This is a genomic window from Rothia sp. ZJ1223 (genome assembly GCF_016900985.1).
Taxonomy (GTDB): Bacteria; Actinomycetota; Actinomycetes; order Actinomycetales; family Micrococcaceae; genus Rothia.
In genome coordinates this window covers 109,875-135,437 of the sequence record NZ_JAFEUT010000003.1, presented here as the reverse complement: position 1 = coordinate 135,437, position 25,563 = coordinate 109,875, and the positions used below count along the sequence as shown (strand labels likewise).

Annotated in this window: 19 protein-coding genes, 2 tRNA genes and 1 riboswitch; of the genes, 17 read left to right on the top strand and 4 right to left on the bottom strand. The window is 54.4% G+C overall.

The features are described 5' to 3' along the window. Nucleotides 1–4: 4 nt before the first annotated feature. Nucleotides 5–1,510, top strand: coding sequence for an Asp-tRNA(Asn)/Glu-tRNA(Gln) amidotransferase subunit GatB (gatB, locus tag JTP09_RS04910; protein ID WP_204877337.1), 1,506 nt, complete (start codon nucleotides 5–7; stop codon nucleotides 1,508–1,510). Between the two features lie 139 nt (nucleotides 1,511–1,649). Here gatB and JTP09_RS04905 read toward each other — a convergent pair whose 3' ends face one another. Continuing rightward, on the bottom strand, nucleotides 1,650–3,815 hold the full coding sequence (locus tag JTP09_RS04905; protein WP_204877336.1) for a S9 family peptidase: 2,166 nt from the start codon (nucleotides 3,813–3,815) through the stop codon (nucleotides 1,650–1,652). A gap of 206 nt (nucleotides 3,816–4,021) precedes the next feature. Then, a riboswitch (SAM riboswitch) is annotated at nucleotides 4,022–4,156 on the top strand. 152 nt (nucleotides 4,157–4,308) lie between these two features. Between JTP09_RS04905 and JTP09_RS04900 the strand changes: the two genes are divergently transcribed. The 3 genes from JTP09_RS04900 to JTP09_RS04890 all read left to right on the top strand — a co-directional run bounded on the left by JTP09_RS04900 (nucleotide 4,309) and on the right by JTP09_RS04890 (nucleotide 7,738). Further along, a complete protein-coding gene (locus tag JTP09_RS04900; protein ID WP_204877335.1) occupies nucleotides 4,309–5,652 on the top strand; it encodes an O-acetylhomoserine aminocarboxypropyltransferase/cysteine synthase family protein in 1,344 nt (447 codons plus the stop codon). Nucleotides 5,653–5,768: 116 nt separating this feature from the next. After that, on the top strand, nucleotides 5,769–6,989 hold the full coding sequence (locus JTP09_RS04895; RefSeq protein ID WP_204877334.1) for a homoserine O-acetyltransferase: 1,221 nt from the start codon (nucleotides 5,769–5,771) through the stop codon (nucleotides 6,987–6,989). A 71-nt stretch (nucleotides 6,990–7,060) separates the two neighbouring features. Beyond that, complete coding sequence (locus JTP09_RS04890) at nucleotides 7,061–7,738, top strand: alpha/beta hydrolase (protein WP_204877333.1); 678 nt, start codon at nucleotides 7,061–7,063, stop codon at nucleotides 7,736–7,738. Between the two features lie 133 nt (nucleotides 7,739–7,871). Here the strand turns inward: JTP09_RS04890 and JTP09_RS04885 are convergent, their stop codons facing one another. Further along, a complete protein-coding gene (locus tag JTP09_RS04885) occupies nucleotides 7,872–8,099 on the bottom strand; it encodes an RNA-binding S4 domain-containing protein (protein ID WP_204877332.1) in 228 nt (75 codons plus the stop codon). Nucleotides 8,100–8,249: 150 nt separating this feature from the next. Here JTP09_RS04885 and JTP09_RS04880 point away from each other — a divergent pair, with 150 nt between their 5' ends. Next, on the top strand, nucleotides 8,250–9,632 hold the full coding sequence (locus tag JTP09_RS04880) for a glycine--tRNA ligase (protein WP_204877331.1): 1,383 nt from the start codon (nucleotides 8,250–8,252) through the stop codon (nucleotides 9,630–9,632). A gap of 209 nt (nucleotides 9,633–9,841) precedes the next feature. On the opposite strand, the gene JTP09_RS04875 is transcribed toward JTP09_RS04880, so the two are convergent. Beyond that, nucleotides 9,842–10,450, bottom strand: a complete 609-nt coding sequence (locus JTP09_RS04875) for a GNAT family N-acetyltransferase (protein WP_204877330.1) — start codon at nucleotides 10,448–10,450, stop codon at nucleotides 9,842–9,844. 163 nt (nucleotides 10,451–10,613) lie between these two features. Between JTP09_RS04875 and JTP09_RS04870 the strand changes: the two genes are divergently transcribed. Together JTP09_RS04870 and JTP09_RS04865 are read left to right on the top strand one after the other, a co-directional pair. Then, on the top strand, nucleotides 10,614–11,594 hold the full coding sequence (locus JTP09_RS04870) for a GNAT family N-acetyltransferase (RefSeq protein ID WP_204877329.1): 981 nt from the start codon (nucleotides 10,614–10,616) through the stop codon (nucleotides 11,592–11,594). 556 nt (nucleotides 11,595–12,150) lie between these two features. Further along, entirely contained in the window at nucleotides 12,151–12,957 is an 807-nt protein-coding gene (locus JTP09_RS04865; RefSeq protein WP_204877328.1) for a DUF2382 domain-containing protein, read from the top strand. A 544-nt stretch (nucleotides 12,958–13,501) separates the two neighbouring features. Here JTP09_RS04865 and JTP09_RS04860 read toward each other — a convergent pair. Then, entirely contained in the window at nucleotides 13,502–13,852 is a 351-nt protein-coding gene (locus tag JTP09_RS04860) for an MGMT family protein (protein WP_204877327.1), read from the bottom strand. A gap of 226 nt (nucleotides 13,853–14,078) precedes the next feature. On the opposite strand from JTP09_RS04860, the gene dusB reads away from it, so the two are divergent. The 10 genes from dusB to JTP09_RS10010 all read left to right on the top strand — a co-directional run bounded on the left by dusB (nucleotide 14,079) and on the right by JTP09_RS10010 (nucleotide 25,541). Beyond that, nucleotides 14,079–15,260, top strand: coding sequence for a tRNA dihydrouridine synthase DusB (dusB, locus tag JTP09_RS04855; protein WP_204877326.1), 1,182 nt, complete (start codon nucleotides 14,079–14,081; stop codon nucleotides 15,258–15,260). 86 nt (nucleotides 15,261–15,346) lie between these two features. Next, nucleotides 15,347–15,862 carry a hypothetical protein gene (locus tag JTP09_RS04850; RefSeq protein WP_204877325.1) on the top strand — a complete coding sequence of 172 codons (516 nt, stop codon included), beginning with the start codon at nucleotides 15,347–15,349 and terminating at the stop codon, nucleotides 15,860–15,862. 22 nt (nucleotides 15,863–15,884) lie between these two features. Then, complete coding sequence (locus JTP09_RS04845; RefSeq protein ID WP_204877324.1) at nucleotides 15,885–17,213, top strand: deoxyguanosinetriphosphate triphosphohydrolase; 1,329 nt, start codon at nucleotides 15,885–15,887, stop codon at nucleotides 17,211–17,213. 108 nt (nucleotides 17,214–17,321) lie between these two features. Beyond that, nucleotides 17,322–19,223: a DNA primase gene (gene dnaG, locus JTP09_RS04840; RefSeq protein ID WP_204877323.1), complete on the top strand. Its 1,902-nt coding sequence runs from the start codon at nucleotides 17,322–17,324 to the stop codon at nucleotides 19,221–19,223. 130 nt (nucleotides 19,224–19,353) lie between these two features. Then, nucleotides 19,354–19,426: transfer RNA gene (locus tag JTP09_RS04835), tRNA-Asn, on the top strand. 385 nt (nucleotides 19,427–19,811) lie between these two features. After that, a complete protein-coding gene (locus tag JTP09_RS04830) occupies nucleotides 19,812–20,276 on the top strand; it encodes an OsmC family protein (protein WP_204877322.1) in 465 nt (154 codons plus the stop codon). A 124-nt stretch (nucleotides 20,277–20,400) separates the two neighbouring features. Continuing rightward, the gene (locus JTP09_RS04825; RefSeq protein WP_204877321.1) at nucleotides 20,401–21,267 is read left to right on the top strand and encodes a phage holin family protein; all 867 of its coding nucleotides are present in this window, start codon (nucleotides 20,401–20,403) and stop codon (nucleotides 21,265–21,267) included. 175 nt (nucleotides 21,268–21,442) lie between these two features. Beyond that, nucleotides 21,443–22,672: a glycosyltransferase gene (locus JTP09_RS04820; protein ID WP_204877320.1), complete on the top strand. Its 1,230-nt coding sequence runs from the start codon at nucleotides 21,443–21,445 to the stop codon at nucleotides 22,670–22,672. 70 nt (nucleotides 22,673–22,742) lie between these two features. Beyond that, nucleotides 22,743–22,816, top strand: a tRNA-Ile gene (locus tag JTP09_RS04815). A 229-nt stretch (nucleotides 22,817–23,045) separates the two neighbouring features. Then, nucleotides 23,046–25,541 carry a S8 family serine peptidase gene (locus JTP09_RS10010; RefSeq protein ID WP_239478811.1) on the top strand — a complete coding sequence of 832 codons (2,496 nt, stop codon included), beginning with the start codon at nucleotides 23,046–23,048 and terminating at the stop codon, nucleotides 25,539–25,541. Nucleotides 25,542–25,563 lie beyond the last annotated feature (22 nt).

Below are 25,563 nucleotides of genomic sequence, written 5' to 3'. Positions count from 1 at the left end.
CACAATGTCTGATGAAATTTTGAGCTTTGAAGAGGCCATGGAGAAGTACGATCCCGTGCTGGGCTTCGAAGTACACGTTGAGCTGAATACCGCCACCAAGATGTTTGATGCGGCTCCCAACGAGTTCGGCGATACTCCGAACACTAACGTCACTCCCGTTTCGCTGGGTTTACCCGGAGTGCTGCCGGTGGTGAACGGTAAGGCTGTGGAGTCTTCTATTAAGCTGGGTCTGGCTTTGGGCTGTGAGATTGCTCCGGTCTCTCATTTCGCGCGTAAAAACTATTTTTACCCCGATACTCCCAAGAACTTTCAGACCTCTCAGTATGATGAGCCGATTGCTGCCAACGGTTCGATTGATATTGAGCTAGAAGACGGTACCGTGTTCACTATCGATATTGAGCGTGCACACATGGAAGAGGACGCAGGTAAGCTGACCCACAAGGGTGGCTCCTCCGGTCGTATTCAGGGTGCTGACTTCTCACTGGTTGACTACAACCGTGCGGGTGTACCCTTGGTGGAGATCGTGACTCGCCCGATTGTCGGTGCCGGTGAGCGTGCCCCCGAGCTAGCTCGCGCCTATGTTGCCGCTATTCGCGAAATCGTGAAGAATCTGGGTATTTCGGACGCTCGCATGGAGCGCGGTAACGTACGCTGTGATGCTAACGTTTCCCTCATGCCTAAGGGCACCACCGAGTTTGGTACCCGTACCGAGACCAAGAACGTGAACTCTTTGCGTTCGGTGGAGCGCGCGGTACGTTACGAGATTCAGCGTCACGCTGCTGTGCTCGATGCTGGTGAAAAGATTATTCAGGAAACCCGCATGTGGCATGAGGATACCCGCGAAACCACCGCAGGTCGTCCTAAGTCTGATGCCGATGATTACCGCTACTTCCCGGAGCCCGATTTGGTGCCGGTGGTCACTGATGAAGAGTGGATCGAGCGTCTGCGCGCAGAACTGCCCGAGCCTCCTGCCGAGCGTCGCAAGCGCCTGAAGGCTGACTGGGGCTTCTCTGATGAAGAGTTCCGCGATGTGGTAAACGCTGGTGCTATGGACGCTATCGAAGAGACCATTGCTGCTGGTGCTCCTGCCGCCGTTGCCCGTAAGTGGTGGATGGGTGAGATTGCTCGTATCGCCAAGGACCGTGAGGTCGATTTGGCTGAGACCGGTGCAACTGCGCAGACTGTTGTCGAACTGAATAAGCTTATTGAAGCGAAGAAAATCAACGATAAGATTGCCCGCCAGGTACTGGGCTTCGTTATTGATGGTGAGGGTGAGCCTGCCGAGATTGTGCAGAAGCGCAACCTTGCTGTGGTCTCTGACGATGGTGCTCTCACCACCGCTATTGATGACGCGCTTGCTGCGATGCCCGATGTTGCCGATAAGATCCGTGCCGGTAAGGTGCAGGCTGCTGGCGCAATCGTCGGTCAGGTCATGAAGGCTACCCGCGGTCAGGCAGATGCTGCCCGCGTCCGCGAGCTAATTCTTGAAAAGCTGGGCGTTGAGGGCTAACTCTTTCTGGCTCTTCTAGAGTGCTCGTAGCTAGCACAAAGCAAAATCCCCTTTGCCTTCTGAACAAAAAGCAAAGGGGATTTTGCTTTTGCGCTCAAGCCGGTGTGGGGTCACCGGTCAGAATTCACAACAGCGGGTATTAGAGTCCCATGTGGGTGAGGGCAAAGGCGTAGTCCCAGGCAGCATCGCGCCAACGGGTGTAACGCCCGGAACCGCCACCGTGACCACCGTCCATTTCAATTTTGAGCAGGGGTACAGGCGAGGTGGGGTCAATAGTTTTGCGCAGTTTCGCAACCCATTTTGCTGGTTCGACGTAGAGGACGCGCGTGTCATTGAGACTGGTCACTGCGGCGATGGGTGGGTAGCGTACCGGGCGGATGTTCTCGTAGGGTGAGTAAGACTTCATGTACTCGTAGACTTCACGCGATTCAAGGGGGTTACCCCACTCTTCCCATTCAAGGGCTGAAAGCGGCAGTTCCGGGTCGAGGATGCTGGTGAGGGCATCTACGAAGGGAACCTGAGCAATAGCCGCCCGGTATTTTTCGGGGGCGAGGTTGAGCACTGCGCCTATGAGCAGACCACCAGCTGAACCGCCCATGCAGACGATGTTGGTGGCGTCCACAAAGGGCTGGGCAGCCAGATAATCAGTAACAGCAACGAAGTCCGTGAAGCTATTTTTCTTGGCGAGTTTTTTGCCATCAAGGTACCACTGACGACCCAGCTCTCCACCGCCGCGAATGTGCGCGACCGCGAAGATGACACCGCGATTAAGTAGCGAAAGGCGGGCGATGCTGAATGCCGGGTCCATAGAGACCTCGTAGGAGCCGTAGCCATACTGCAAGACAGGGTGCTCGCGGGTGAGATCAAGGTCAGCGCGGTGCATGATGGATACGGGAATATCGGTTCCGTCGGACGCCTGCGCCCAGACCCGGTAAGCACGGTAATCCTCGCGGTTAAAGCCACCCAAAACCGGGGTTTCCTTGCGCATCTCAAGTACGGCGGTTGCCGGGAAGTAATCGTAGATGCGAGTGGGAGTGACCCACGAACCGTAGCTAAAGCGCACTACGGGAGAGTCTCCGTGCGCGGCACTGAGCGTGCAGGTATAAAGTTCTTCGGTGAAACCGGCAGGTTCGTCAAACTTAGGTGAAGTACCACTGACCATGAGCTCTTGCAGCGCAGAGACAGGGGCGAAAAAGAGTCTGCTCGTGGTGTTAGCGCGGGCAGCAACAACCAGACGGTCGCGGGAAAGCGCCACACCCTCAACACGCACGGTCTCTTGATGGGGCAGAACCTTAACCCAAGCGTCCTTCAACTGGTTAAAAGGCATCGGGACAGCTGGTGCTAACACCACCTCAGAATTAACTGCCCTAAAGTTATGCACAATGAGCAGGTGCTGACTGCCCGCAACGGTCACAGGCTCAACCCCGTACTGCACACCCTCATTTCGCGAGATGACAGGGGTGAGGTGGGCGGCGTCCACACTATCGAGCGCATCGAGGGCAACCACATACACCTCGGCGAACTCACTATTACCGGCTTCAATAATGAGCGAGGACTGGTCGCTAGAAATTTCGGCACCCAACCAGAAACCCGCGTCCGCTTCATGAAAGAGCAGCTGATCTTTCTGCGTTGAACCCAGTAGATGCCTACGCACCTCATAGGGACGCCACGACTCATCGGCAACCGTATAAATCAGCGATGAACCATCGGGAGTTAGAAAAGAACCCGCAAAAATATTGTCGATAGTTTCATCTAACAGGGTGCCGGTAGAACAGTCCAAGAAATGCTGGGTGTAGCGCTCATCGCCGCTGGAATCAACCGAGAACGCCAGCAGCGCCCCATCGAAACTCACGCTGTAGCCACCCAAAGAAAAGTAGGGTAGCTCGCGGGCGAACTCATTGCAATCGAGTAGCACCTGCTCACCGGCAAGGGCAACGCCCGGTTCAATCACTGGGGGAGTGTAATCGGCAATATCATCGTCAGTAGTGGACGCGGCAACCCGGCACATCACCGGGTACTGCTCACCCTCAACCGAGCGCGCAAAGTACCACCACGAACCCTTACGGGCTGGCACCGAGAGATCAGTTTCAAGGGTACGCTCTTTAATCTCACTGAAAATTGCTTCGCGGAGCGGTAGTTGATCCGCTGTGACCTGCTCAGTGTAGGCATTCTCAGCGTGCAGGTGAGCTAAAACCTCTTCGCTGTCTTTATCGCGCAACCACTCGTAAGAGTCGCTGACACTATCTTCATGAAAAGTGCGAACGGTCGGATGCTGGGCTGCTACGGGGGGCTGATGCGTAACCATAGGGTTTACTTCCTGAGCGATGAGTTCAAATCTTAAAAAATCATTTTACGCTGTGGGCGGTGTTGTAAGAAGCTCATACCCCTGCGCCGAGAACCTGATTTATAGCAGGATCTCGGCGGCTTAATATCTGACGTAATGTTTACACATTAAGAAATCTATTCGGGCTGTCTTGACCGGGCACCGGTGCATACGAAAACATAGAGGCAGGTCATGAGAGCCAGCGCTAAGCCCCAGCTAGCTGGTCGGCAACCCTCCAACCGCGGTGGGGTGCCCTGGGTGAAGACCGGGTAACGACTGCAAGGCTCTAAGCCTTGCAGCACCAAACGTTACAAACGCGGGCTTGATGCGCTTACAGACTCTTTGTCACTCTCAGCAGGTAATACTAAGGGTTCAGATGTACTGTGTGCTCAAGAAACTTTGACCGTGTACGGGTAAAAACAACCCCTGTACGCATCAGCCCCACTAAGAAAAACAAAACTTATTGGAGGCATACATGTCAGAGCGCACTATTCCCACCCCCTCAAACCCCACCGGGTGGAAGTTCGAAACACAGCAGATTCACGCCGGGCAAGAACCCGATGCGGCAACCGGCGCTCGCGCACTGCCGATCTACCAGACTACATCCTTTGTTTTTAAAGACTCTCAGCAGGCAGCAGACCGTTTCGCCCTGGCAGAGCTTGGCCCTATTTACACCCGTATCAACAACCCCACTCAAGAGGCAGTAGAGAAGCGTATTGCAGCCCTTGAAGGCGGTGTGGACGCGCTGCTGCTAGCGTCTGGTCAGGCAGCAACCACCTACGCCCTCATTAACGTAGCGGGCACAGGCGATCATATTGTTGCATCCCCTTCTCTCTATGGCGGGTCATACAACTTGCTCAAGTACACCTTGAAGAACTTTGGTATCGAAACCACTTTCGTGGAAGATCCTTATGACCTTGAGGCATGGAAAGCAGCGGTTCAGCCCAACACTAAGGCTTTCTTCGGTGAGACCCTGCCGAACCCGCGCGGCGATGTCTTTGATATTGAGGGTGTTGCAGGCGTTGCACATGAGGCGGGAGTGCCCCTAATTGTTGATAACACCATTCCCACCCCCTACCTACTGAACCCCATCCAGTGGGGCGCGGACGTCGTGGTTCATTCTGCCACTAAATACTTGGGTGGGCACGGTACGTCGGTTGGTGGTGTCATCGTTGATTCGGGCAACTTCGATTACGGTAAAGACCCCGAGAAGTTCCCCCTGTTCAACACCCCGGACGAGGGATACGGCGGGTTAGTCTACGCCCGTGATCTGGGACCGGATTCACCCTTTGGCGTCAACGTCTCCTACATCATCAAAGCCCGCGTGGGGCTGTTGCGTGATTTAGGTTCGTCAATCTCACCCACCAACGCCTTCAACATTGCTATTGGTCTTGAAACCCTCTCGCTGCGCGTGGAACGCCACATTGAGAACACTCGCAAAGTCGCTGAGTACCTTGGAACCCACGAAGCTGTTGAATCGGTGACATGGGCGGGGCTACCCTCATCGCCCTACTACGAGCTGGCACAGAAATACATTCCCAACGGCCCCGGCGCGGTGCTGGGCTTCACCCTCAAAAACGCTGATGCCACTACCGCCCAGAACTTCGTCAACGCCTTGCGCCTTCACTCCTTGTTGGTCAATGTGGGCGACGTGCGCTCGCTGGTGGTACACCCGGCATCAACCACCCATTCGCAGTCCACTGATGAGGAGCTTGCCGCCATCGGTATTAATCCTGCCTTTATTCGCCTGTCGGTGGGTATTGAGCACATCGATGACATCCTTGCTGACCTCGAACTAGGTTTTGAGGCAATTAGCTAAGCTCTCCACCGATCCTTGCCGGTGGGTATCGCCCACTGGCAGGGGATTTTTATTCTTGATCGCCTACTTTTATCTGTCTGCCTTTGACCCCAGCAATAGTCTAGGAAAAACCATCAATGACGATTCAACCCCGCAATTTTGCTCGTGAAGACGGAGTACTTCGTTTCGAGACGGTTGGTGATCTCACCCTTGAATCAGGTGAAGTGCTGCCCGAGGTTACTCTTGCGTATGAGACCTGGGGCGAGTTAAACCACGACGCTTCAAACGCGATTCTGGTTTTACACGCCTTGACCGGTGATACCCACGTTTCGCGGGGACTGGTAGGCGATGATGCCGATGCGAAGACCCGTGCCTATGCTGAGACTGAGGGCTGGTGGGCGGGCATCGTGGGCGCGGGTGCTGTGATTGATACCAACAAGTATTTTGTGGTTTCTCCCAATATTTTAGGTGGATGCAATGGCTCAACGGGGCCTGCCAGTGCCGCTCCCTCCTCTATAGATCCAGAGAACAAACCCTGGGGTTCTCGTTTTCCGCAGGTGACGATTCGCGATACTGTACGGGCTGAGGCGAGGTTAGCCGATGCCCTGGGTATTCCGAGTTTTAGCTATGTTATCGGCGCCTCCCTGGGTGGTGCGCGGTCAGTGGAATGGGCAGCCACTTTCCCCGATCGGGTACGCGGTTGTGCTGTGATCGCGTCAGCATCATCGGCAACGGCAGATACTATCGCCTGGGGGCATATGCAGAACCTGGCGATTCGTCAGGATCCTCATTTCGCGGGCGGTGACTACTACGACGGAGTAGCCCCCGAAACAGGTCTGGCTTTGGCGCGCCGTATCGCTCACACAACCTACCGTTCTGCCGCCGAACTCGACTTCCGCTTTGGACGCGACGTCCAGCCTGGCGAACAGCCCCTGACCTCCTACAACACCGGTCGCGGCAGGTACCAGGTCGAAAGCTACCTAGACTACCAGGGCGAAAAACTTGTTAAACGCTTTGACGCTAATTCCTACCTGGCAATCAATGAGGCTCTTTTAACTCACGACGTGGCGCGCGGACGCGGTAGCCTACGTCAGGCGCTAGAACCCACGGCGCACTGCCACTGGTTGGTTGCCTACGTTGACTCGGATCGTCTCTTTTTTCCCAGTGATTCTCACATTCTTGCGTCCGCACTGCCTCACCCGGTAGAACCTCAGGTCATTCACTCGCCCTCAGGGCATGACGGGTTCTTGATTGAGACCGGTCAAGTAGAGAGGATTCTGCGTCAGGCACTTGCCGAACACAGTGAACGAGAAGAGGAGAACAGGGGAGTGCCCTCCCAGGTGGCTGCTGCCGCTTGAAGAGCTCGGGTTGCCAACGCCTAACTCTTCAATATTCCTGGGGTGCGACTACACCGTGCGAGAATGGGGCTATGACTTACACCGCTGAATATTCCAACCGTCCTGAACAGCGCGAAGATAGCCATTTGGTAGTGCTTTTGCACGGCTATGGTTCTAACGAGCGAGACCTGTTGGGGCTGACCCCGCATCTGCCGAATCAGGGTATGACTTACGTGGCTTTGCGCGCCCCGCAACCAGTAGGTGCGCCTTTTGATGCTGAACTAAATCAGGCGTATATTCCCGGTAGCGCAATGGGCTATCAGTGGTACTCGCTGGATCAGCGCCTGAATACGAACGTGCGCGGGGTCGAACTTGCCAGTGATTATGTACTGCGGTGGCTCGATGATCACGCCGGTATTTATAGCGACATTACCCTCCTTGGCTTTTCGCAGGGCATGGCGGTGGCTACCTCGGTGGCGCGTCATCGTCCTACCGCTGTAAAGGCAGTGATTGGTCTCTCGGGCTACGTTATTGAAACGCAGAGCAACTACTTTGACAATGCCGCGGTGGCTGCTGCTCAGATTCCCCTGTTTTACGGACGCGACCAGGCAGACCCTGTGATTCCCGAAGATAAGGTAGCGTTCACCCTTGAGTACGCAGGTGACCACTTTGAGACGACCAAGAGACTGTACTCGGGCATGGGTCACGGCGTCAACGCCCAAGAAATCGGGCACGTGGCTGAATTTATTGAGCAGAAGGTCATGAACTAAGACGCTCTGCGTGCCGAGCTGTTGCGTCCTTCAAGAAGCGGGTTGCCTTTAGATGCACGATTCACCTCTGCATCTCAGGTGAATCGTGCATCTAAAGGTGAATGACGTTTAGCTCCGGCGTGCGGGACGCGCTTTAGAACTCCTCGCGTGCCACTTTTACAGTCACACCGTTCAGCGTCACGGTGTCACCGGGGTGCAGCTGCTTGCCGCGTGCCTCTTCAATATCGCCGTTGACCTTGACCAAACCGTCCGCAATAACCTCGCGGGCATGCACACCGTTTTCAACCATTGAGGCGAGTTTCAGAAACTGACCCAAGCGAATCATTTCATCGCGAATATAAACTTCTTCAATATCACTCATAGTTCACACTTTACTCGCTTCATTTTTCTCCTGGCAGCAGGTGAACGCTGGTAACCTAGTTCAAGCGCGTTGAACTTTCAAACGCACAGACCCAATAAGAAACCCCAGCACGCCGCATCCAGTGGTGGAGCACAAGGAGCGAAAAGATTCATGGCAGAGAAGTCAGTTCTCGATAACGTTATTGCGCTTGCGAAGCGCCGCGGTTTCGTCTTTCAGGCGGGTGAAATTTACGGTGGTACCCGCTCAGCATGGGATTACGGCCCTCTCGGTGCTGAGCTGAAAGAAAACATCCGTCAGCAGTGGTGGCAGACTTTCGTGCGCGGACGCGAGGACATGGTTGGTCTTGATTCCTCCATTATTTTGCCGAAGGCAGTGTGGGAGGCGTCTGGTCACGTTGCTACCTTTACTGACCCTCTCGTGGAGTGTCTTTCCTGCCACACCCGTCTGCGTCAGGATCACCTCATTGAGGCTTTTGAGTCGAAGAAGGGTCGCGCGCCTGAAAACGGTATGGCTGAAATTGCCTGCCCCAACTGTGGCACCCGCGGTGAGTGGACTGAACCCCAGAACTTCTCTGGTTTGATGAAGACTTACCTGGGCCCGGTTGATAATGAAGAGGGGCTGCACTTCCTACGCCCTGAAACTGCTCAGGGTATTTTTGTAAACTTCAACAACGTGGTAACCGCTGCTCGTCAGAAGCCTCCCTTCGGTATCGGTCAGATTGGTAAGGCTTTCCGTAACGAAATCACCCCTGGTAACTTCATCTTCCGCACCCGCGAGTTTGAGCAGATGGAAATCGAGTACTTCGTTCATCCTGATGAAGCTGATGAACACTTCAAGAAGTGGGTCGATGACTGCTGGAACTGGTTTATTGACCTGGGCATTAATCCCGATAACATGCGTAAGTTCGATGTTCCTGAGGACGACCGCGCCCACTACTCAGCAGGCACTATTGACCTGGAGTACAAGTTCGGTTTCCAGGGTAGCGAGTGGGGCGAGCTCATGGGCGTTGCCAATCGCACCAACTATGATCTTGGTGTACACAACGAGCACTCAAATGCCAAACTTGAGTACTTTGACCAGGCATCCGGTGAGCGTTACGTACCCTACGTGATTGAGCCTTCCTTTGGTTTGACCCGCTCCATGATGGCGTTCTTGGTTGATTCATACGTTGAGGACGAAGCTCCTAACACCAAGGGTGGCGTTGATAAGCGCACTGTGCTGAAGCTCGACCCGCGTCTGGCTCCGGTCAAGGCTGCTGTTCTTCCTCTGTCTAAGAAGGAAGACTTGACCCCGACTGCTGAGAAGCTGGCTGCTGAACTGCGCAAGAACTGGAACATCGACTATGACACCTCCGGTGCAATCGGTCGTCGTTACCGCCGCCAGGACGAAATCGGCACCCCTTTCTGCATTACCGTCGACTTTGACACTCTTGAAGATAATGCTGTCACTATCCGTGAGCGCGACACCATGAACCAGGAACGCGTTTCTTTGGGTCAGGTCAAGAGCTACCTGGCAGATAAGCTGGCTCTCTAAAAAGAACGCGATTTGGTGCGAGGGCACCGGCGAGCGTATGCACCCGGACGCGCTGTTCATCCCCTGCTTGAGGCGCGGGGAAGGGCAACGCGTCCTTAGTCCTATAGACTCTTTGCACCAAAGGTTTTTAGGGGCGGCAACAAAGAATCACCCGCTACCTCACGGGTGCTTCGTGTGCGTAAACCGCAACAGGCGGGGCGGGGTAACTTTTACGCAGCTGCCCCTACCTGCTTCAGCGGTTGAAACTTTTGAAAGTCTGCGCGGGTTATTTCTTTGATGATGGAATCGTACGTTTTGCCGTCAAAGATCAGCGCGTCTGGGACGCGTTCAATTTCTGTGAAACCAACCGAGGTGTAGACGTAGCGGGCGTGGGCGTTGAAGTCGAATACCTCAAGTCTGATGCGTTCAATATCAAGGTTTCTAAAGGCGTAATCAACTAATAGGCGGGTCGCTTCGGTTCCGTATCCCTTGCTCTGTCCAGCAGAACCAATAAGAATACGGTAGTTGAGTGACTGATCTGCAGCGTCATATTCGTTGAGCACTGCTTCGCCCACATATTTTTTCTCGTTCAAAGAGAAGACCGCCAAATCGATGCGGTCAGTTTGCTCGTTGCGTGTTTCGTACCACCTGCGGGCGTGCTCGTAGCCACCGGGGGCGCCGCTTTTTGCGTCCTCGGTAGAATGTACGGTGCCTGTGCGCTTGAGGACATCGGGCTCCTTGATGAAACTGAGCATTGCTTCGGTGGCTTCGCTATCGAATGGACGCAGTTCAACCAGGTCGCCAGTGATGGTGGGTTTATCTGCGAGAGTCTTGGACATAGTCATAATCTAACGATCATACCTAACTGGTACGTAGCAAAACTTTGCGTTCAGGTGAACAGTTGCCGGGTGCGCCCTTTAGCTCTCGTAGACTGGTAGGTAAATACTAAGAATTTCGGCTATGAGCAGCTCGGTTGCTGCATTTATTCACACATGAGGTGTTATGAAAGATTTTACTGTTCGCCCCTGGCAAGATGGCGATGATTTAGCTCTGCTTGAGATTTGGCACGATGCTGATAACAGCACGAATGAGGCATTCCGTGCGTCCATTACGGCTGACTCCGATGCCCAGCCTTGGTCAAGAACCCTGGTTGTTGAGCACCTGGGTATTCCGGTAGCAGCGGGCACTATTTACGAAACGTCCCTTCATCATCGCCATTTATGGTCTTATCTTGAGGTTGCTGCCGAACACCGCAGGCAGGGTGTTGGTACTTTACTGCTGAACAAACTTCGAGAGCTGGCGAAAAGTTCTCCCTCGGGTGTTCATACTCTGCGCACGAAGGTTGAACCCGGTAGCGCAGGGGAAGCGTTCGCGCAGGTACACGGCTTGGAGAATCTGCAGCGCTCGCGTCTGGTTCGTATTGAGGCGGGTGCGATTCCACTGGTGCCACTGCACGAAGATGAAGATGGACGTGCCCACCAGGCAATTGAAGATCTTGCCACCGGCTCGATCGAGCTCACCCAGAAACTGTGGGATTTCTATGTGCGATCACACGCGTGGGATCCTCCAGCTGAAACACCGTTGCCGCGTGTCAATCGCCTCTTTCTTTCTGATGAGGCTGAGGCTTTTGGCGCGATTGTTCTGCGTGATGACATCATCGCTGCCAAGAAGCAGGGCAAAAAGGGCGATATTAAGGCTTTCGCTGTGAGCTACCGTCCGTTGCAGGCTGATGTACCCGGTGCTGAAATTGCGGAGGGCTCCGCAACCGAAATTTTACTTGGTTACGATTATGACTTCGTGGGGGTGCGAGAAGCTATTGTTCAGGTGCTTTCGCTGTTGGCGTACCAGTACCCTGTGACGGTTGAAGTTGATGACTCTATGGAGGATTTAGCGGTGCTTATTGACCACTTTGTGAAGTCGGGGGCAGCTTCTGTGGTTACTGAAACCATGGTGGTAGCTGAGCCTTCTCTCAAAGCTCTCTAAACCCTGAAACCTGTGGACGCGTCGCCCCTCTTGCCGAGGTAGCGTCGCGTCTTTTTGCTTGAAAAATCAAGCAAAATCGGGAAGGTAGACCCGGCTCACGCCGTGAGGAGGAAAAGGCTGGTTGTAACGGTGGGCGGTCTTCTGAGGAGTGAGCTTTTTGGGGTCTGTCAGTATGCATCGGAAGGGTGGGGATGGTCAGGTGATGCAGGTGACGACGGGGTATAGACGTAAAAAGTCACGAAATTTTTTGCTGCTTACCTCAGACACACTGGGGGTGCCCTGTGTCACTAGAAAGTGGGCGAACTACTTCTGAAAGGTGGTAAGCTGAGTCTCAAGAAAGTTCGGGCTGAACATGTAGTTTGTGGCAGGCTGGGAAAACTGAAAACTGAAGATTTTGGCAGGAGTCTGTGACTCTCGTCAAAAATTTTTTTCGGTAAAAATACTCAGTAGCGTGATAAACAGTCAACTTGGTTCGTCTTATCTGCAGTTCGAAAGAACAGTATCGATGGAAGGGCAAACCGCTCTTCACATGATAGGGAAAGAAAGGTAGCTAATCATGGCTAACACTTCAATTGAAAACCTGCGTAACAGCGTTGTTGTAGCAACCGATGGTGAAAAGATTGGCAAGGTCGGCGAAGTTTACCTCGACGCAGACAACAGCCAGCCCACCTTCGTAACTGTTGCAACCGGTCTGTTTGGCGCAAACGAGACCTTCGTACCTCTGAACAACGCTCAGTACAACGGTGATGAGATTGTTGTTCCCTTCTCAAAGGATTTCGTCAAGGACGCTCCGAGCATCGCTGAAGACGGCGAGCTCTCACCTGCTGAAGAGCAGCGCTTGTACGAGTACTACTCACTCTCAGCAGCTCCCGTAGCTGGCGACCGTGACGTACATGCAACCGAGACTGCAACCACCACCGCAGGTGTCGCAGGTACCGAAGCGCACGCTGACGCTCACCGCGACGTTGACGCGCACGAGGGCGATGTTGTTGCTCACGAAGAGCGCTTGAACGTTTCAACTGCAACCTCAGCACGCGAAACCGGCAAGGTTCGCCTGCGTAAGGTTGTTCACACCGACACCGAGACCGTTGAGGTTCCCGTACGTCGTGAAGAAATTGTTGTTGAGCGCAGCGAAGTTCGTGACGGCGAAGTAGTTGAAGGCTACGACTTCGACTCAGCAGAAGCACGCGCTGACGTAACCGTTACCGCACACGAAGAGCGTCCCGTTGTTTCAACCGAAACCGTTGCAACCGAGCGCGTTTCACTGGGCAAGGAAGTACACACTGAGACCGAGCGCGTTTCAGCTGACGTACGCAAGGAAGAAATCATCGTTGAAGGCGACGAGCAGAACCGTAAGTTCTAATTCTTCCCTCGCTAATTTCTAGCTAGGTGTAACAAAGCCCTGTGCAATTCTTCATACGAGAAATGCACGGGGCTTTGCCATCAGTACCTAGCGTTACAGACTAACCATTAAAACCAGCGTTGAGTTGAGATATTGTGTCTGAACTGATGACCCCGTAGCAAGTACGAAGCTATGAAACCTCTGGGGTAGGAGCAAGAAAAACCGGGTTTGGATTCTAAGATGGAGCCCCTTGCAGATTTGGGCTTTGAATCTTCTGTTGGTCATGGTCGTCTTTGGGGACGCCATGCCCTGATGAGGGGGTGGCGATTCAGGCATACAAGCTCCCAGCTATCTTGCTGGATTACGCTCTGACTAAGGCAACACAGAACACCTTCAGCAAGGGGTCTAGCGCAGGCACTGTGCCCGCGCGGTGTCCTCCGCGTACCTGACCGCCCCTTCTTGATTCCCTTGTAACCCAGCCACGGTCAGCCCGCCGAATGTGTAGGTGCCTATGTGTTCCTTGCCTCGGACGAAGCGTCCTAGGTCAGCGGTGAAACCCTGGGGATTACCGGCGGTATGATGACTCCGTAAGGTCTGCAACCGCCTGATACCAAGCGACTTGAAGAACCGAGAGCTCGGTGCGGTGCTTGTTCAAAGCGACCGCACCGGCTTCTTCTTTAACCGTTATGTCTTCTGCTTGCCAATGAGGTAGCGCTTGGGCAAAATGACCGGAGATCTGACCCTTAGCGTTCACCACCCGCCACCAGGGAACATTGGAGCCCCAGGTCGCCATGACCCTACCGATGACTCTTGGGGATTCGTCCGTGATTTTGCCCAGATCGCCGTAGGTAGCCACTTCACTAGCCGGGATGCATTCGACCGCCCGTAGAATACGTTCTACTCGCGTTTCATCCATGTATAAAACCTACCTACTGCTTTTGTTCTTGTAAAAATAATCTTAGAAAACTGATTAAAAAGAGTACTTCATTGCTTTCGGATTTTTCGGGGGGGGGGGGGGCTCTCTTGTTTGACCTGCCGTATGTGGCAATAGAGGCGCGCCTCTCATTTGCTCTAAAACTAGCTTTTTCTGTTGTGAGTTGCCGCAAACCCCACGCATACGCTGAGTATGCGAAAATTGCTAGGTGACTGAAACTATCGATACCTCTCGCTCAAAGCAGCTCAAGCTGCCTCCCTTGCACCTGGGTAAGCACACTATTGACGTGCCCGTTATTCTTGCTCCCATGGCTGGGGTGACGAACAAGGCCTTTCGTCGCCTGTGCCGTGAGTACGGGGGAGGGCTCTACGTCAACGAGATGGTGACCGCCCGTTCGTTGGTGGAACGCAATCCCGAGTCTTTGCGCATTATCGAACACGATGATGATGAGAAAATCCGTTCGGTGCAGATTTACGGTGTGGACGCGGTGAACGTTGGTAAGGCTGTGCGCATGCTGGTCGAAGAGGACCGCGCCGATCACATCGATCTGAACTTTGGTTGCCCCGTCCCCAAGGTTACCAAGCTTGGTGGTGGCTCTGCCCTGCCGTGGAAGACTGACCTCTTCACCGCCATCGTGCAGAACGCAGTCAAAGAAGCATCGCGTAACGATATTCCGCTGACTATCAAAATGCGTAAGGGTATCGATGAAGACCACCTAACTTTTATTGAGTCAGCAAAAATTGCTCGAGACGCCGGCGTCGCTGGTATCGCTTTGCACGGTCGCACCCTGGAACAGCGGTACTCGGGCAAGGCAGACTGGAATGCTATTGCAGAGCTGCGCGAAGCGATTCCCGATGTTCCCATTTTGGGTAACGGTGATATTTTCGCCGCTGAGGACGCTATCGATATGGTTGAGCAAACAGGTGTTGACGGCGTAGTGATTGGACGCGGTTGCCAGGGTCGTCCGTGGCTTTTTGGTGATTTGCAGAATGCGTTTGAGGGTTCTGAAGAGCGCCATCGCCCCGGCGTGAGCGAAGTTGCCGATATGATTTACCGCCATGCTGAGTTGCTGGTGGAGACTTTTGGTGATGAACTCAAGGGGCTGCGCGAAATCCGTAAACATGTTGCCTGGTACTTTCACGGCTACCCGGTGGGCGGTCAGCTGCGTGCCAAGATGGCAACCGTGCCTGATCTGGCGACCCTGCGCGAATACTTATCAGAACTGGATCACTCCATTGGCTATCCCGGTGCCTCGGTAGAAGGTTCCCGTGGACGCGCTGGATCACCGAAGAAACCGCACCTGCCCGATGGGTGGCTAAACTCGCGGATTCTGGGAGACGCCGAACGCTTGGGTCTGGTGGGCGCCGAGCTGGACATCTCAGGCGGGTAAAACACCCCTCAAATGTACCGTCTTAAAGCGAAAATACCGTCTTTGGGGAGCAGCTCATATTTTCGCCCGAAGACGGTACTTTCTTTATGCTTGATGCTATGACCGATTACGCCCACCTCTACGCTGACCGCCCCGAAACTTTAGCGTTACTCCGTGAGCTGGAGGAAAACCGCACTATCTGGTTGCCCCACTACTCGCTCACTGCTCGTGATAATGGCGCTGAAATCGGCGTGGCAGTAGCTCACGTTGCGTTTGTGCGGTGTTGGGTTGGTAGCTTCCCGACCCTTCTTCTTGCTGGGCTTGCGGGGGAGGAAGGCGCGTCCATGCAACTACTATCTACCTTGAGTCAGCGGGCAGAGTCGGACGCGCGGAGTACAGGTACTCCCAGCTGCTTACTCGCGCACGCAGATGCCGTTCATACCCCAGATTTCTTCGCTCAGTTGGGTTTTAAACCTGCTCGCTACGAGGGCATTAAAACTGAAGCGCCCATCGAGCGCAGTCACTTCTTAGTGCGCAACCTTAACCCCGATTTTGAATTAGCGCCGGGAACTATCGTTTACCCTCCCGAATACGGGTTTGACGACGATAGCGATATTCTTTAAGCATTAGGAAAGGACGCCCACCATGAGTTTTACGTCGAACCACCAGCCTCATGCGGGGCAGCCTCCAGAAATTGGTAGCTCTACCGGTTATACCGAGCAGGACGTTCAGCGGTGGGTGCCTGAGCACCATCGCAACGTCTACCGTTCGGCGTTTGAGCGGGATCGCGCGAGAATTTTGCACTCTTCTGCCCTACGGCGCTTGGGTGCTAAAACTCAGGTGCTGGATCCGAATACCGATGATTTTGTGCGCACCCGACTCACCCACTCGCTTGAGGTTGCCCAGATTGGTCGAGAAATAGGGCGCATGCTGGGTTGCGACCCTGACCTGGTGGATGCCGCCTGTCTTTCGCACGATCTGGGGCATCCGCCCTTTGGGCATAATGGCGAGACTGCTTTGAACGAGCTAGCGCAGGACGCCGGCGGATTTGAGGGCAACGCTCAGACTTTACGGTTGCTCACCCGTCTAGAACCCAAGGTCATGCGCAATGACGATGGTAGTGCCGGGCTGAATTTGACCCGCGCTACTTTGGACGCCTCCTGCAAATACCCTTGGACGCGCGAGGCAGCGCCCGCTCGTACCGATGGCAAACCCAACCGTAAGTTCGGGGCTTATGCAGATGATATGCCGGTGTTTGAATGGTTCCGTTCTGAGGCAGTGGCAGCAGGTGCTGCACCCACTCAAAAGTGCATGGAAGCTCAGGTCATGGACCTTGCCGACGATATTTCGTATTCTGTGCATGACGTTGAAGACGCGGTATTCGGCGGTCATGTGCAGCTGCATCACCTCAATGACCCCGCTGCACGCGAACGGGTCTTTGAGAAAACCCGCCAGTGGTATCTACCCAATGCCACCGACGAGCAGCTTAACGCCGCCCTCATGCGTTTAGAGAACATTGATCGGTGGGGTACACACATGAGCGGCTCGCGCGCGTCCATGGCGGGTTTCAAAGCCCTGACCTCAGATGTGATTGGTCGTTTTGCCGCCGCTGCCGTACATGCAACCCGTGAAAAATACGGGAACGATCCCTTGGTACGCTACAACGCTACTCTTGTCGTTCCGCTTGAAACTGAACACGAAATCGCGGTGATGAAGGGGATTGCCACCGCCTACGTGATGACCACGCGGGACGCGCTGCCCCACTACGAACAGCAGCGCAGCGTCCTCGGTGTTCTTGTTACCGCGCTTTTTGAAGACACTTCTTTACTTGATAGAACTTTCCGTGCAGACCTCGTAGAGCTAGGTCCCAATGACGATGCCGCACGTCTGCGCTTGGTGATTGACCAGGTAGCTTCACTCACCGACCGCTCAGCCCTTGATCTCTTCAAACAGATAACAACAACGGGAAGATAGCTTTTCAGTAAAGGGGATCAACGTGCTTTTAGCGTATGAGCGCATGAAATTTTGAGCTATCAGCAAGCACCGGCTCTACCCCGGCATAGGTGGACTAGACTGTTATCTGTGGCAGGTTTAATTCGACGTGAAGACATAGACGAGGTTCGTTCTCGCACCGACATCCGCGAGATCGTTGAGGGGTACGTGACCCTCAAGGGTGCCGGTATCGGCTCCTTTAAAGGGCTGTGCCCTTTTCACGATGAGCGCACGCCCTCTTTTCACGTGCGCCCGCAGATGGGCACCTACCACTGTTTCGGTTGCGGAGAATCTGGTGACGTCATCGCTTTCGTCATGGCGATGGACCACACCTCTTTCACTGAAACTGTCGAAAAGCTCGCTGCTCGCATCAACTACGAGCTACACTACGAAGCCGGGCAAGCACCCGACAAACGCGAAACCGGTAAGCGCCAACGACTGCTTGACGCTCACAAAGTCGCCGCGGAATTCTTTCAACGCAACCTCTATACCCCCGCCGCTAGCGAAGCGCAAAAGTTCATGGGCGGGCGAGGTTTTGACCCCGAAACCTGCAAAAAGTTCGGTGTCGGCTATGCACCCAAAGGTTGGGATAACCTCCTCACATTCCTGCGTTCCCGTGGCTTCACCGACGATGAACTGCGCGAAACCGGCATGTTCTCAGAAGGTAACAGAGGGCTCTACGACCGCTTTCGCGGGCGCGTCGTGTGGCCTATCCGCGCACTCGGCGGCGAAACAATAGGCTTTGGCGCTCGCCGTCTGTACGAGGACGATAAAGGCCCCAAATATCTCAACACACCAGAGACCCCGCTCTACAAAAAATCCCAGGTGCTCTATGGTATCGATCTTGCAAAACGCAACATCGCCAAGAAGAAACAAATTGTTGTCGTAGAGGGCTACACCGATGTGATGGCAGCGCATGTTGCCGGTATTGATACTGCCGTTGCTACCAGTGGTACCGCCTTCGGTGAGGGGCACATCAAAATCATTCGCAGGCTCATGGGGGACGACGGCAGTGGCGGAGAAGTTATTTTCACCTTCGACGGGGACGCCGCCGGACAGAAAGCAGCCCTCTCAGCTTTTGAAGATGACCAGCGTTTCGTTGCCCAGACCTTCGTTGCCGTTGCCGCCTCGGGAATGGATCCCTGCGATCTGCGCCTTGAACAAGGGGACGCCGCGGTGCGCGCCCTCGTAAAATCGAGGCGTCCGCTCTTTGAATTCGCTATCGACGCTACTTTGCGAACCTTCGACCTCACCACCGTTGAAGGGCGTGTACGTGGCATGCGAGCTATTGCTCCCATCGTCGCGGGAATCAAAGATTCCTCCCTGCGTCCTGCCTACATACGTCGAGTTTCTGGTCAGCTGGGACTTGACATTGACGAGGTACAACGAGCCGTCAGCTGGGCGCTACAAAACCCACAGGTTTCAGCCCGCGAACGTGCCCGACTCGCAGAGCAAACCCGCACCGAACCTGCCACAGAGCAGGCGCCAGCCACCGGCGCGGACGCCTTCGAGCAACCCGATATGCGCGACCCAGTAGCCCGCATGGAACGCGAAGCGCTCGAAATCATCATTCAGTGCCCGCAGCTTCTGGGACAAGGGCAATGGCAAGAACTCGCGAAAATCAGCTTCCGCTACTCAGTACACGCCGCACTCGGACGCGGAATCATCGGAGCCGCCGCACAGATGTGGCCAGAACCCGGAGCAACCTGGGTTAATACCATCCGCGCCTACGCACCTGAACCTGTACACCCTCTGCTCGCGGAACTCACCGTCGCGCCCATACCTGCCTCCACCGAAGAGCAACTAGCACGCTACGCCCGCGATATTCTCAACCGACTCTTCGAACAACAAATCAACCGCCAAAAATCAGACCTCCTCATGGAAATTCAACGGCTCAACGCCGATGCTGCACCCGAAGAATTCCAACGCATCCAACGCGAGCTTATGCAGCTCGAAATCGCGCGCAGACGCATCATGGAAGGGCAAGACTAGACGGAGCGCCAGCTGTTCACACCAACAACCAGCCCATGTGATGCACTTCATTTATTTTCGATTTGCATCACCCCAAAAACCTGCGTATAGTTATTACTCGTTGCAGCGATTGAAATATCGCAGGGAATATTCCCCCGTAGCTCAATTGGCAGAGCATTCGACTGTTAATCGAAGGGTTACTGGTTCGAGTCCAGTCGGGGGAGCAAAACTAAGACTCAGCTTCGGCTGAGTCTTTTTGTTTCTCTGTCTTCAGCTTTTTACTTCCTCGCACACTCGGAAAAACTGAAGACAGCTGGTTCGAGTCCAGTCGGGGGAGCAAACAAACCGCCATTCACTAGGCTAAACAGCCAAGTGGGTGGCGGTTTTTTCATGCCCAAAAACAGGGCACCCGCCATTTACCCTGGGTACAGCCTTGGTGATTTGGTTTGTACGGGCTTTCTGTCTTCAGCTTTTTACTTCCTCGCACACTCGGAAAAACTGAAGACAGTCACGTTGGAGGGGGCATTGCTTTCGCTGTTATGCGCCTTTACACGCAGTAAAAACTGCGAAATATGCCGGACGCGCGGTAAAGCTGTCAAAATAGAAAATATGACTGAGAATATTTCTGCTGAAAAGATTGAGGTAGTAGCAGATGCTGAGCTGCCTACCGGTATGGTCAGTGTTCGAGCCACCGGTGAAGGTGATTTCACGACCTTGGTGCAGACTAAGCACTATGCGTGGGTCATGGATGAACCGGAAAGCGTCCCCGGTGGTTTGGGGCTGGGTCCTAACCCCTACGAGATGCTTCAGTCGGCACTGGCGTCCTGCACTCTCATGACTGTTGGTATGTACGCGCGTCGTAAGAACATCGAGTTGGGTGACACACGAGTTTCGGTAACCCACTGCGCTCAACTAATGCCTAACAAAGAGCGCCGTAGCCGTTTTGCCGTCGTCATTGAATTTGCTGAATCGCTGAGTTTTGAACAGCGGACGCGTCTGCTTGAGATTGCACGCCGTTGCCCAGTTCACAAGACGCTAACGGGAACCGTTGAAGTTGTCGCTGAAGAGGGCTAAAAGTTTCGCAGTAAAGTGAGTTTTCTTGCAGTGGGGCTTTGGTGTTCTGCTAAATCAGCCTAAACTTAGATAAAGACGCGTAAAGTATTTTTAGAAGTAGACTTACTATGAATGAGAGGTGGATATGTCCACTCACGAAAACCTTAACGGTTCAGAGCGAGCCGAATCGGGCGTGCGTGCCAGTATTGAACGCATTAAAGCTAGCGTTACTGGTGTCGCTGACGCGGGTAAGGTACTGACCCGTCTTGCTCCCAAGCAGGTTAAAGACGAAGTTCAGATTGCAAAACTTGAGCTCAAAGACAAGGGTATTGCCGTTGGCAAGGGCGCAGCAGTAGCTGTTGTTGGTCTTATCTTTGCTCTGCTTATGGCAATTGCACTGGTTATTTTGATGTTTGTTGGTCTGTCGAAGCTCATGCCTCCGTGGGCTGCTGCACTGGTACTGGTTCTTATTTTCTTGGTGCTTGCTGCAATCCTAGCGTTTGCGGGCTACAAGATGATTATGAAACAGCTGCCTTTCAAGCCTGAATCTGCGATCTTCGGTATTCTTTACGACCTTGGTGTTCTGAAGGAAGGCTCAGCAATGACTTCCCAGCGCGTCAAGAGCGAAATGCGTGAGAAGGAAAGGCAGAAGGAAACTGAGAAGAAGGCTGAATCAACGAACGAAGACGGCTCACAGAAGGCTCCTGCTGCTCCTGCACCTAACGAGGATCAGCTCAAGCAACGCACTCAGCAGCGCCGTGAGCATATGAAGAGCCTGCGCGATGATTTCGATCGTCACACCGCTCAGGTCAAGACTAACCTTGCGACCCTGACCAATAACTCAAAGCAGGCTGCGATGCAGACTCCTTCACGAGTTGCAAACGCTGGTGCTCGTATCGGTCGCAATGCTTCTGACGCGCAGAACCTGCAGGCACGCTGGCAGCCGCTTGCTACACTGGCTGCCTCGGTGACCGCGTTCATTGTTTTCTTGGGTAAGCTGATCCGCAAATAAAAGCGGTGAACACCCTTTATAAAACTGGCTCTTCACCGGATAGGGTGACGGGCCAGTTTTTTGTGCCTTGGGTAATTTACTGCCCAAAACTGTTGTGAAGAATCGGTAGGGCTGTGATACCGGGTATTCTTGAATACGTTGAAAACCCCGCCGAGTGATTCAAAGGTTGTATGAGATGGTTTCGCCTGCTTTGACTGTGATGATTGGTGCTGACACCTACCCGCCCGATGTTAATGGGGCAGCGCAATTCGGTCACCGTTTGGCTCTTGCTATGCGAGATCGTGGTCATGAGGTACACGTGGTTGCGGCAAACCCCGAGAACGGTTCTAGCGTCCGCCGTGTGATTGAGGATGGTATCACTGAGCACCGTTTGCGTTCTCATAAGGTACCCACGCACGAGTATTTGCGGATCTGTTCTCCCTGGGAAATCTGGCGTGAGGTGGGGCGAATTCTTGATGAGGTTAAGCCTGATGTAGTGCATCTTCAGTGCCATCTGGTGGTGGGACGCGTGCTGGCAGCTCAGGCGGTTCGCCGCGGTATTCGCGTGGTGGCTACCAACCACATGATGCCTGAGAATCTTGCGCCGTTTCTGCCTGTTCCCCATGCGGCTCAGGGAGCTATCGCTAAGGGTCTGTGGTGGGATATGGGTAGGGTGCTGCGCAAGGTGCAGGTGGTGACCACCCCGACACCCATCGCGGTGCAGGCGATGCACGATTCTGGAGTGTTTAAGCGCGATGCGATTGCGGTATCTAACGGCATTGAAATCGGGGATTATGAGCTACAGGACCATGAGAGCATCGAGAAGAATCCCGATCAGCTGTCCATCTACTTTGTGGGTCGCCTAGCGGTTGAGAAAAATATCGATGTTCTTTTGCGCGCCTTCGCTTTGCTCCCTGCGGAGCTTTCCCACGCGGTGCTTGAGATCGCAGGTGATGGTGAGCAGCGCGATAAGCTAGCGGCGCTTGCTGATGAGCTGGGTATAAGTGACCGCGTGCGTTTCTTGGGGTACGTTTCAGATGAGGAGCTTCGCGCGGGTTACCTGCGTGCGGATATTTTCTGCCAGCCCGGTACTGCCGAGTTGCAGTCGCTGGTGACCCTTGAAGCGCTCAGCGCGTCTTTACCTGTGGTGTTGGCGGACGCGCTTGCTCTGCCCCATCTGGTGCGCGAGGGCGAAAACGGTTACCTCTTTGAACCGGGCAACGCTCGGGATCTAGCGGAGAAGCTCGCCTCGATTCTTTTGCTGGATGATGAGGGGCGGCAGCAGATGGGCAAAGCCAGCAAAGCACTGGTTGCCCCGCATCGGGCTGAAAATACCTGGCAGATTTTTGAGTCCCTCTACATTTCAAATCTGCACTACAATAAAGCTCTTGCGGAGGCACACGACCGGCGCAAGGCGCACGGCTAGGGTATTTTTTGCGCGTCTGCGACTTTGCGGTAACCTAGAGGTGTGCTGCGCGCGTCGTGCGTACTACCACGGGGCCTTAGCTCAGCTGGTTAGAGCAGGGGACTCATAATCCCTTGGTCGCGGGTTCAAGTCCCGCAGGCCCTACATATAAATACGCAAAACCCCCGTCTGGCTTGGCTCAGTCGGGGGTTTGCTGTGTGCTTTCACCGGGGTTGCCCGAAGTGAAAACCGTGGAGGGATGCCGTAGATATCTTGAGGGGGAACTGGGCAACCCCACTCTAAAGACGGAGTACCCCTTAATAATTCCGGCGGTAAAACTACTGATGGGTAAACTTAGTTGCATAACACTTTCTCTGCCGAAAACGGAACAACCATGAAACGCACATCGCTTCGGCGCCTCACGCTCTCTTTAGCAGCTCTCACTTTCTTCGGGGCGCTGACCCCGGCACTGGCTGCCCCATCTACACCTCAAGCTGGCGCCTATGCCCCGCCCCTCCGCGTCCTTGCTGAAGATCAAGAAACCATTGAACGCAACGCCCACCCCACGGTGCTAGCTGAAACTGACCAGATCATCGTCAAGTTCGCTAAGGACGTCAGCGAGCAGACTAAAGAGAGCATCGTCGAAGAACTCACTGACACTACAGCGGTCACCGAGAGCGCCGATATCGTCAAAGAAACCATTGCTGGGGCTGAGGTAATTGACGCGGGTGCTTTTCTTGATAAAGCTGAGCAAGCAGAGGCTGTTGAAAAGCTAGAAGAAAACCCCAACGTTGAGTACGCAGAGCCGGATTACATTATTGCCGGCGGTTTAGCGGCAATTCCCGGCAATCCACCGAATGACCCCCACTACGCTGGTTATCAGTGGAATATGCGCGCCATTGACGCCGCGGGTGCTTGGCGCTTTGCAACCGGGCAGGGAATACGCATTGGTGTGGCAGATACGGGGCAGACATCCCACCCTGATCTCAACGGGAAAATGCTACCCGGGTATGACTTTGTTTCAACGATTGATCACTCCCGCGACGGAGATGGACGCGACCCCAACCCCAACGATGAGGGTGATTGGGGTCCCCATTACTCTTTGGTCTCAACCTGGCACGGAACCCATGTTGCCGGGATCGCCGCTGCCTCAACCGATAACGGTATAGGTGTTGCCGGTGTGGCGCCCAACGCCCAGATTCAGCACGCACGCGTCATGGGTAAGGACGGCACCACCTACGTTTCAGACCAGGCAGCCGGTGTGGCGTGGAGCGCCGGAGTTCCTCAGGCGGGTGTGCCCAACAATCCCACACCCTCTCACGTGGTTAACTTTTCTGAAGGTATCGTTATGCCTACCGGACGCTGCCCTCAGGTTATGCAGGACGCCGTGAACCTCGCGCACGCCCGCAACGTTCCGGTGATTGCTTCGGCGGGTAACCAGGGTATTAACGCCAATACAGTGATGCCCGCTAACTGTCTGGGCGCTATCGTGGTGGGATCAACCAGCATCAATAACACAATGGTCGGTTATTCTAACTGGGGTCCAATGCTCGATGTATTGGCTCCCGGTGGCAACTCAGCTGCGCCCTTGTGGTCAACAAAGAATACCGGCACCTATACCCAGGGGGCTGCGTCCTATGGCTATTTACACGGCACCTCAATGGCAGCGCCACACGTGACCGGAATTGTTGCCCTGATGAAGGAACGCGACCCGAATCTTTCGGTAGAGCGTATTCGCGAAATTCTCAAAGCTACAGGAACCTCTGTTAACGGTTACCTGATGGTGAATGCCCGAAAAGCAACGGAAGCCGTTGTCCTTGTACCGCGTTTTGCGTTGACCGGAGCAATTGGAAACTACTACTGGGGCCGTGGCGGTGCCACGCACTTCGGCCAGCCCCTCGGCGCTGAATTTCCTCTACGCGATGGCGGGTACGCCCAAAACTTTGATTCTGGAACAACTATTTACTGGTCGCCTTTCACCGGTGCCGCACCCGTCTACTTCAATGGCGCTATCGGATCTTTCTACCGCACAGCCGGTTACGAAAACGCCTACGGTTACCCCACCGATGCGGAGCACATCTTAGGACCCGGAGCAATCCAAAACTTCCGCACCGCAACCGGGGTAGAAACCGCCCTCATCTGGTCACCGCAGGGCGGTGTACAAACCCTCAACCTTAAGGGTGCTCTCTACTGGCACTGGCGCAATAACGGCTTTACTCGCACACTGGGCTACCCGGTCACAGGTGAGGTGCCTCAACCGGATGGCTCTATCACTGTCACTTTCACCAGCGGCGTGAAGCTGCGGTGGACACCCACTGGGGGAGTGACGCGCGTTGGCTTCACCGATATCACTGGTTCTAGCTTCGCACAAGAAATACGGTGGCTCTTACAAGCAGGTATCAGCACCGGTTGGTCAGACGGAACCTACCGTCCCTATCAAGCAGTGAGCCGCGCTGATATAGCTGCCTTCCTATACCGTCTAGCGGGTTCCCCTACCTACACCGCACCGACAACCCCCAACTTCAAAGACCTACCCACTACCCACCCCTTCTACCACGAGATTTCCTGGCTAGCAGAAAACGGTATTAGCACTGGTTGGTCAGACGGAACCTACCGACCAGACCAAGCCATTAACAGAGACGCCATGGCAGCTTTCTTTTACCGCATGGCAGGAGAACCCTCGCACACTGCTGCTACGCGCTCGCCCTTTACTGACATCACCGCCAACGACATGTTCTATCATGAAGTATCTTGGTTTGCTGCTACCGGTATAACAACCGGTTGGTTGGACGGCACCTTCCGCCCCCGTGCCACCGTCACTCGTGAGGCAATGGCAGCTTTTATGTACCGCGCTGACCAGAAACAGCTGCTCAAAAACGCGGCTAAGTAAATGCCACCTGTTCGAGCAATCG

Coding starts and splice junctions, on each gene's coding strand:
- JTP09_RS04850 (WP_204877325.1), top strand. CDS start 15,347: ATGCTTGATGCTATGACCGATTACGCCCACCTCTACGCTGACCGCCCC.
- JTP09_RS04895 (WP_204877334.1), top strand. CDS start 5,769: ATGACGATTCAACCCCGCAATTTTGCTCGTGAAGACGGAGTACTTCGT.
- JTP09_RS10010 (WP_239478811.1), top strand. CDS start 23,046: ATGAAACGCACATCGCTTCGGCGCCTCACGCTCTCTTTAGCAGCTCTC.
- JTP09_RS04880 (WP_204877331.1), top strand. CDS start 8,250: ATGGCAGAGAAGTCAGTTCTCGATAACGTTATTGCGCTTGCGAAGCGC.
- JTP09_RS04860 (WP_204877327.1), bottom strand. CDS start 13,852: ATGGATGAAACGCGAGTAGAACGTATTCTACGGGCGGTCGAATGCATC.
- JTP09_RS04845 (WP_204877324.1), top strand. CDS start 15,885: ATGAGTTTTACGTCGAACCACCAGCCTCATGCGGGGCAGCCTCCAGAA.
- JTP09_RS04830 (WP_204877322.1), top strand. CDS start 19,812: ATGACTGAGAATATTTCTGCTGAAAAGATTGAGGTAGTAGCAGATGCT.
- JTP09_RS04820 (WP_204877320.1), top strand. CDS start 21,443: ATGGTTTCGCCTGCTTTGACTGTGATGATTGGTGCTGACACCTACCCG.
- JTP09_RS04900 (WP_204877335.1), top strand. CDS start 4,309: ATGTCAGAGCGCACTATTCCCACCCCCTCAAACCCCACCGGGTGGAAG.
- JTP09_RS04875 (WP_204877330.1), bottom strand. CDS start 10,450: ATGTCCAAGACTCTCGCAGATAAACCCACCATCACTGGCGACCTGGTT.
- JTP09_RS04905 (WP_204877336.1), bottom strand. CDS start 3,815: ATGGTTACGCATCAGCCCCCCGTAGCAGCCCAGCATCCGACCGTTCGC.
- JTP09_RS04890 (WP_204877333.1), top strand. CDS start 7,061: ATGACTTACACCGCTGAATATTCCAACCGTCCTGAACAGCGCGAAGAT.
- JTP09_RS04865 (WP_204877328.1), top strand. CDS start 12,151: ATGGCTAACACTTCAATTGAAAACCTGCGTAACAGCGTTGTTGTAGCA.
- JTP09_RS04885 (WP_204877332.1), bottom strand. CDS start 8,099: ATGAGTGATATTGAAGAAGTTTATATTCGCGATGAAATGATTCGCTTG.
- JTP09_RS04870 (WP_204877329.1), top strand. CDS start 10,614: ATGAAAGATTTTACTGTTCGCCCCTGGCAAGATGGCGATGATTTAGCT.
- gatB (WP_204877337.1), top strand. CDS start 5: ATGTCTGATGAAATTTTGAGCTTTGAAGAGGCCATGGAGAAGTACGAT.
- JTP09_RS04825 (WP_204877321.1), top strand. CDS start 20,401: ATGTCCACTCACGAAAACCTTAACGGTTCAGAGCGAGCCGAATCGGGC.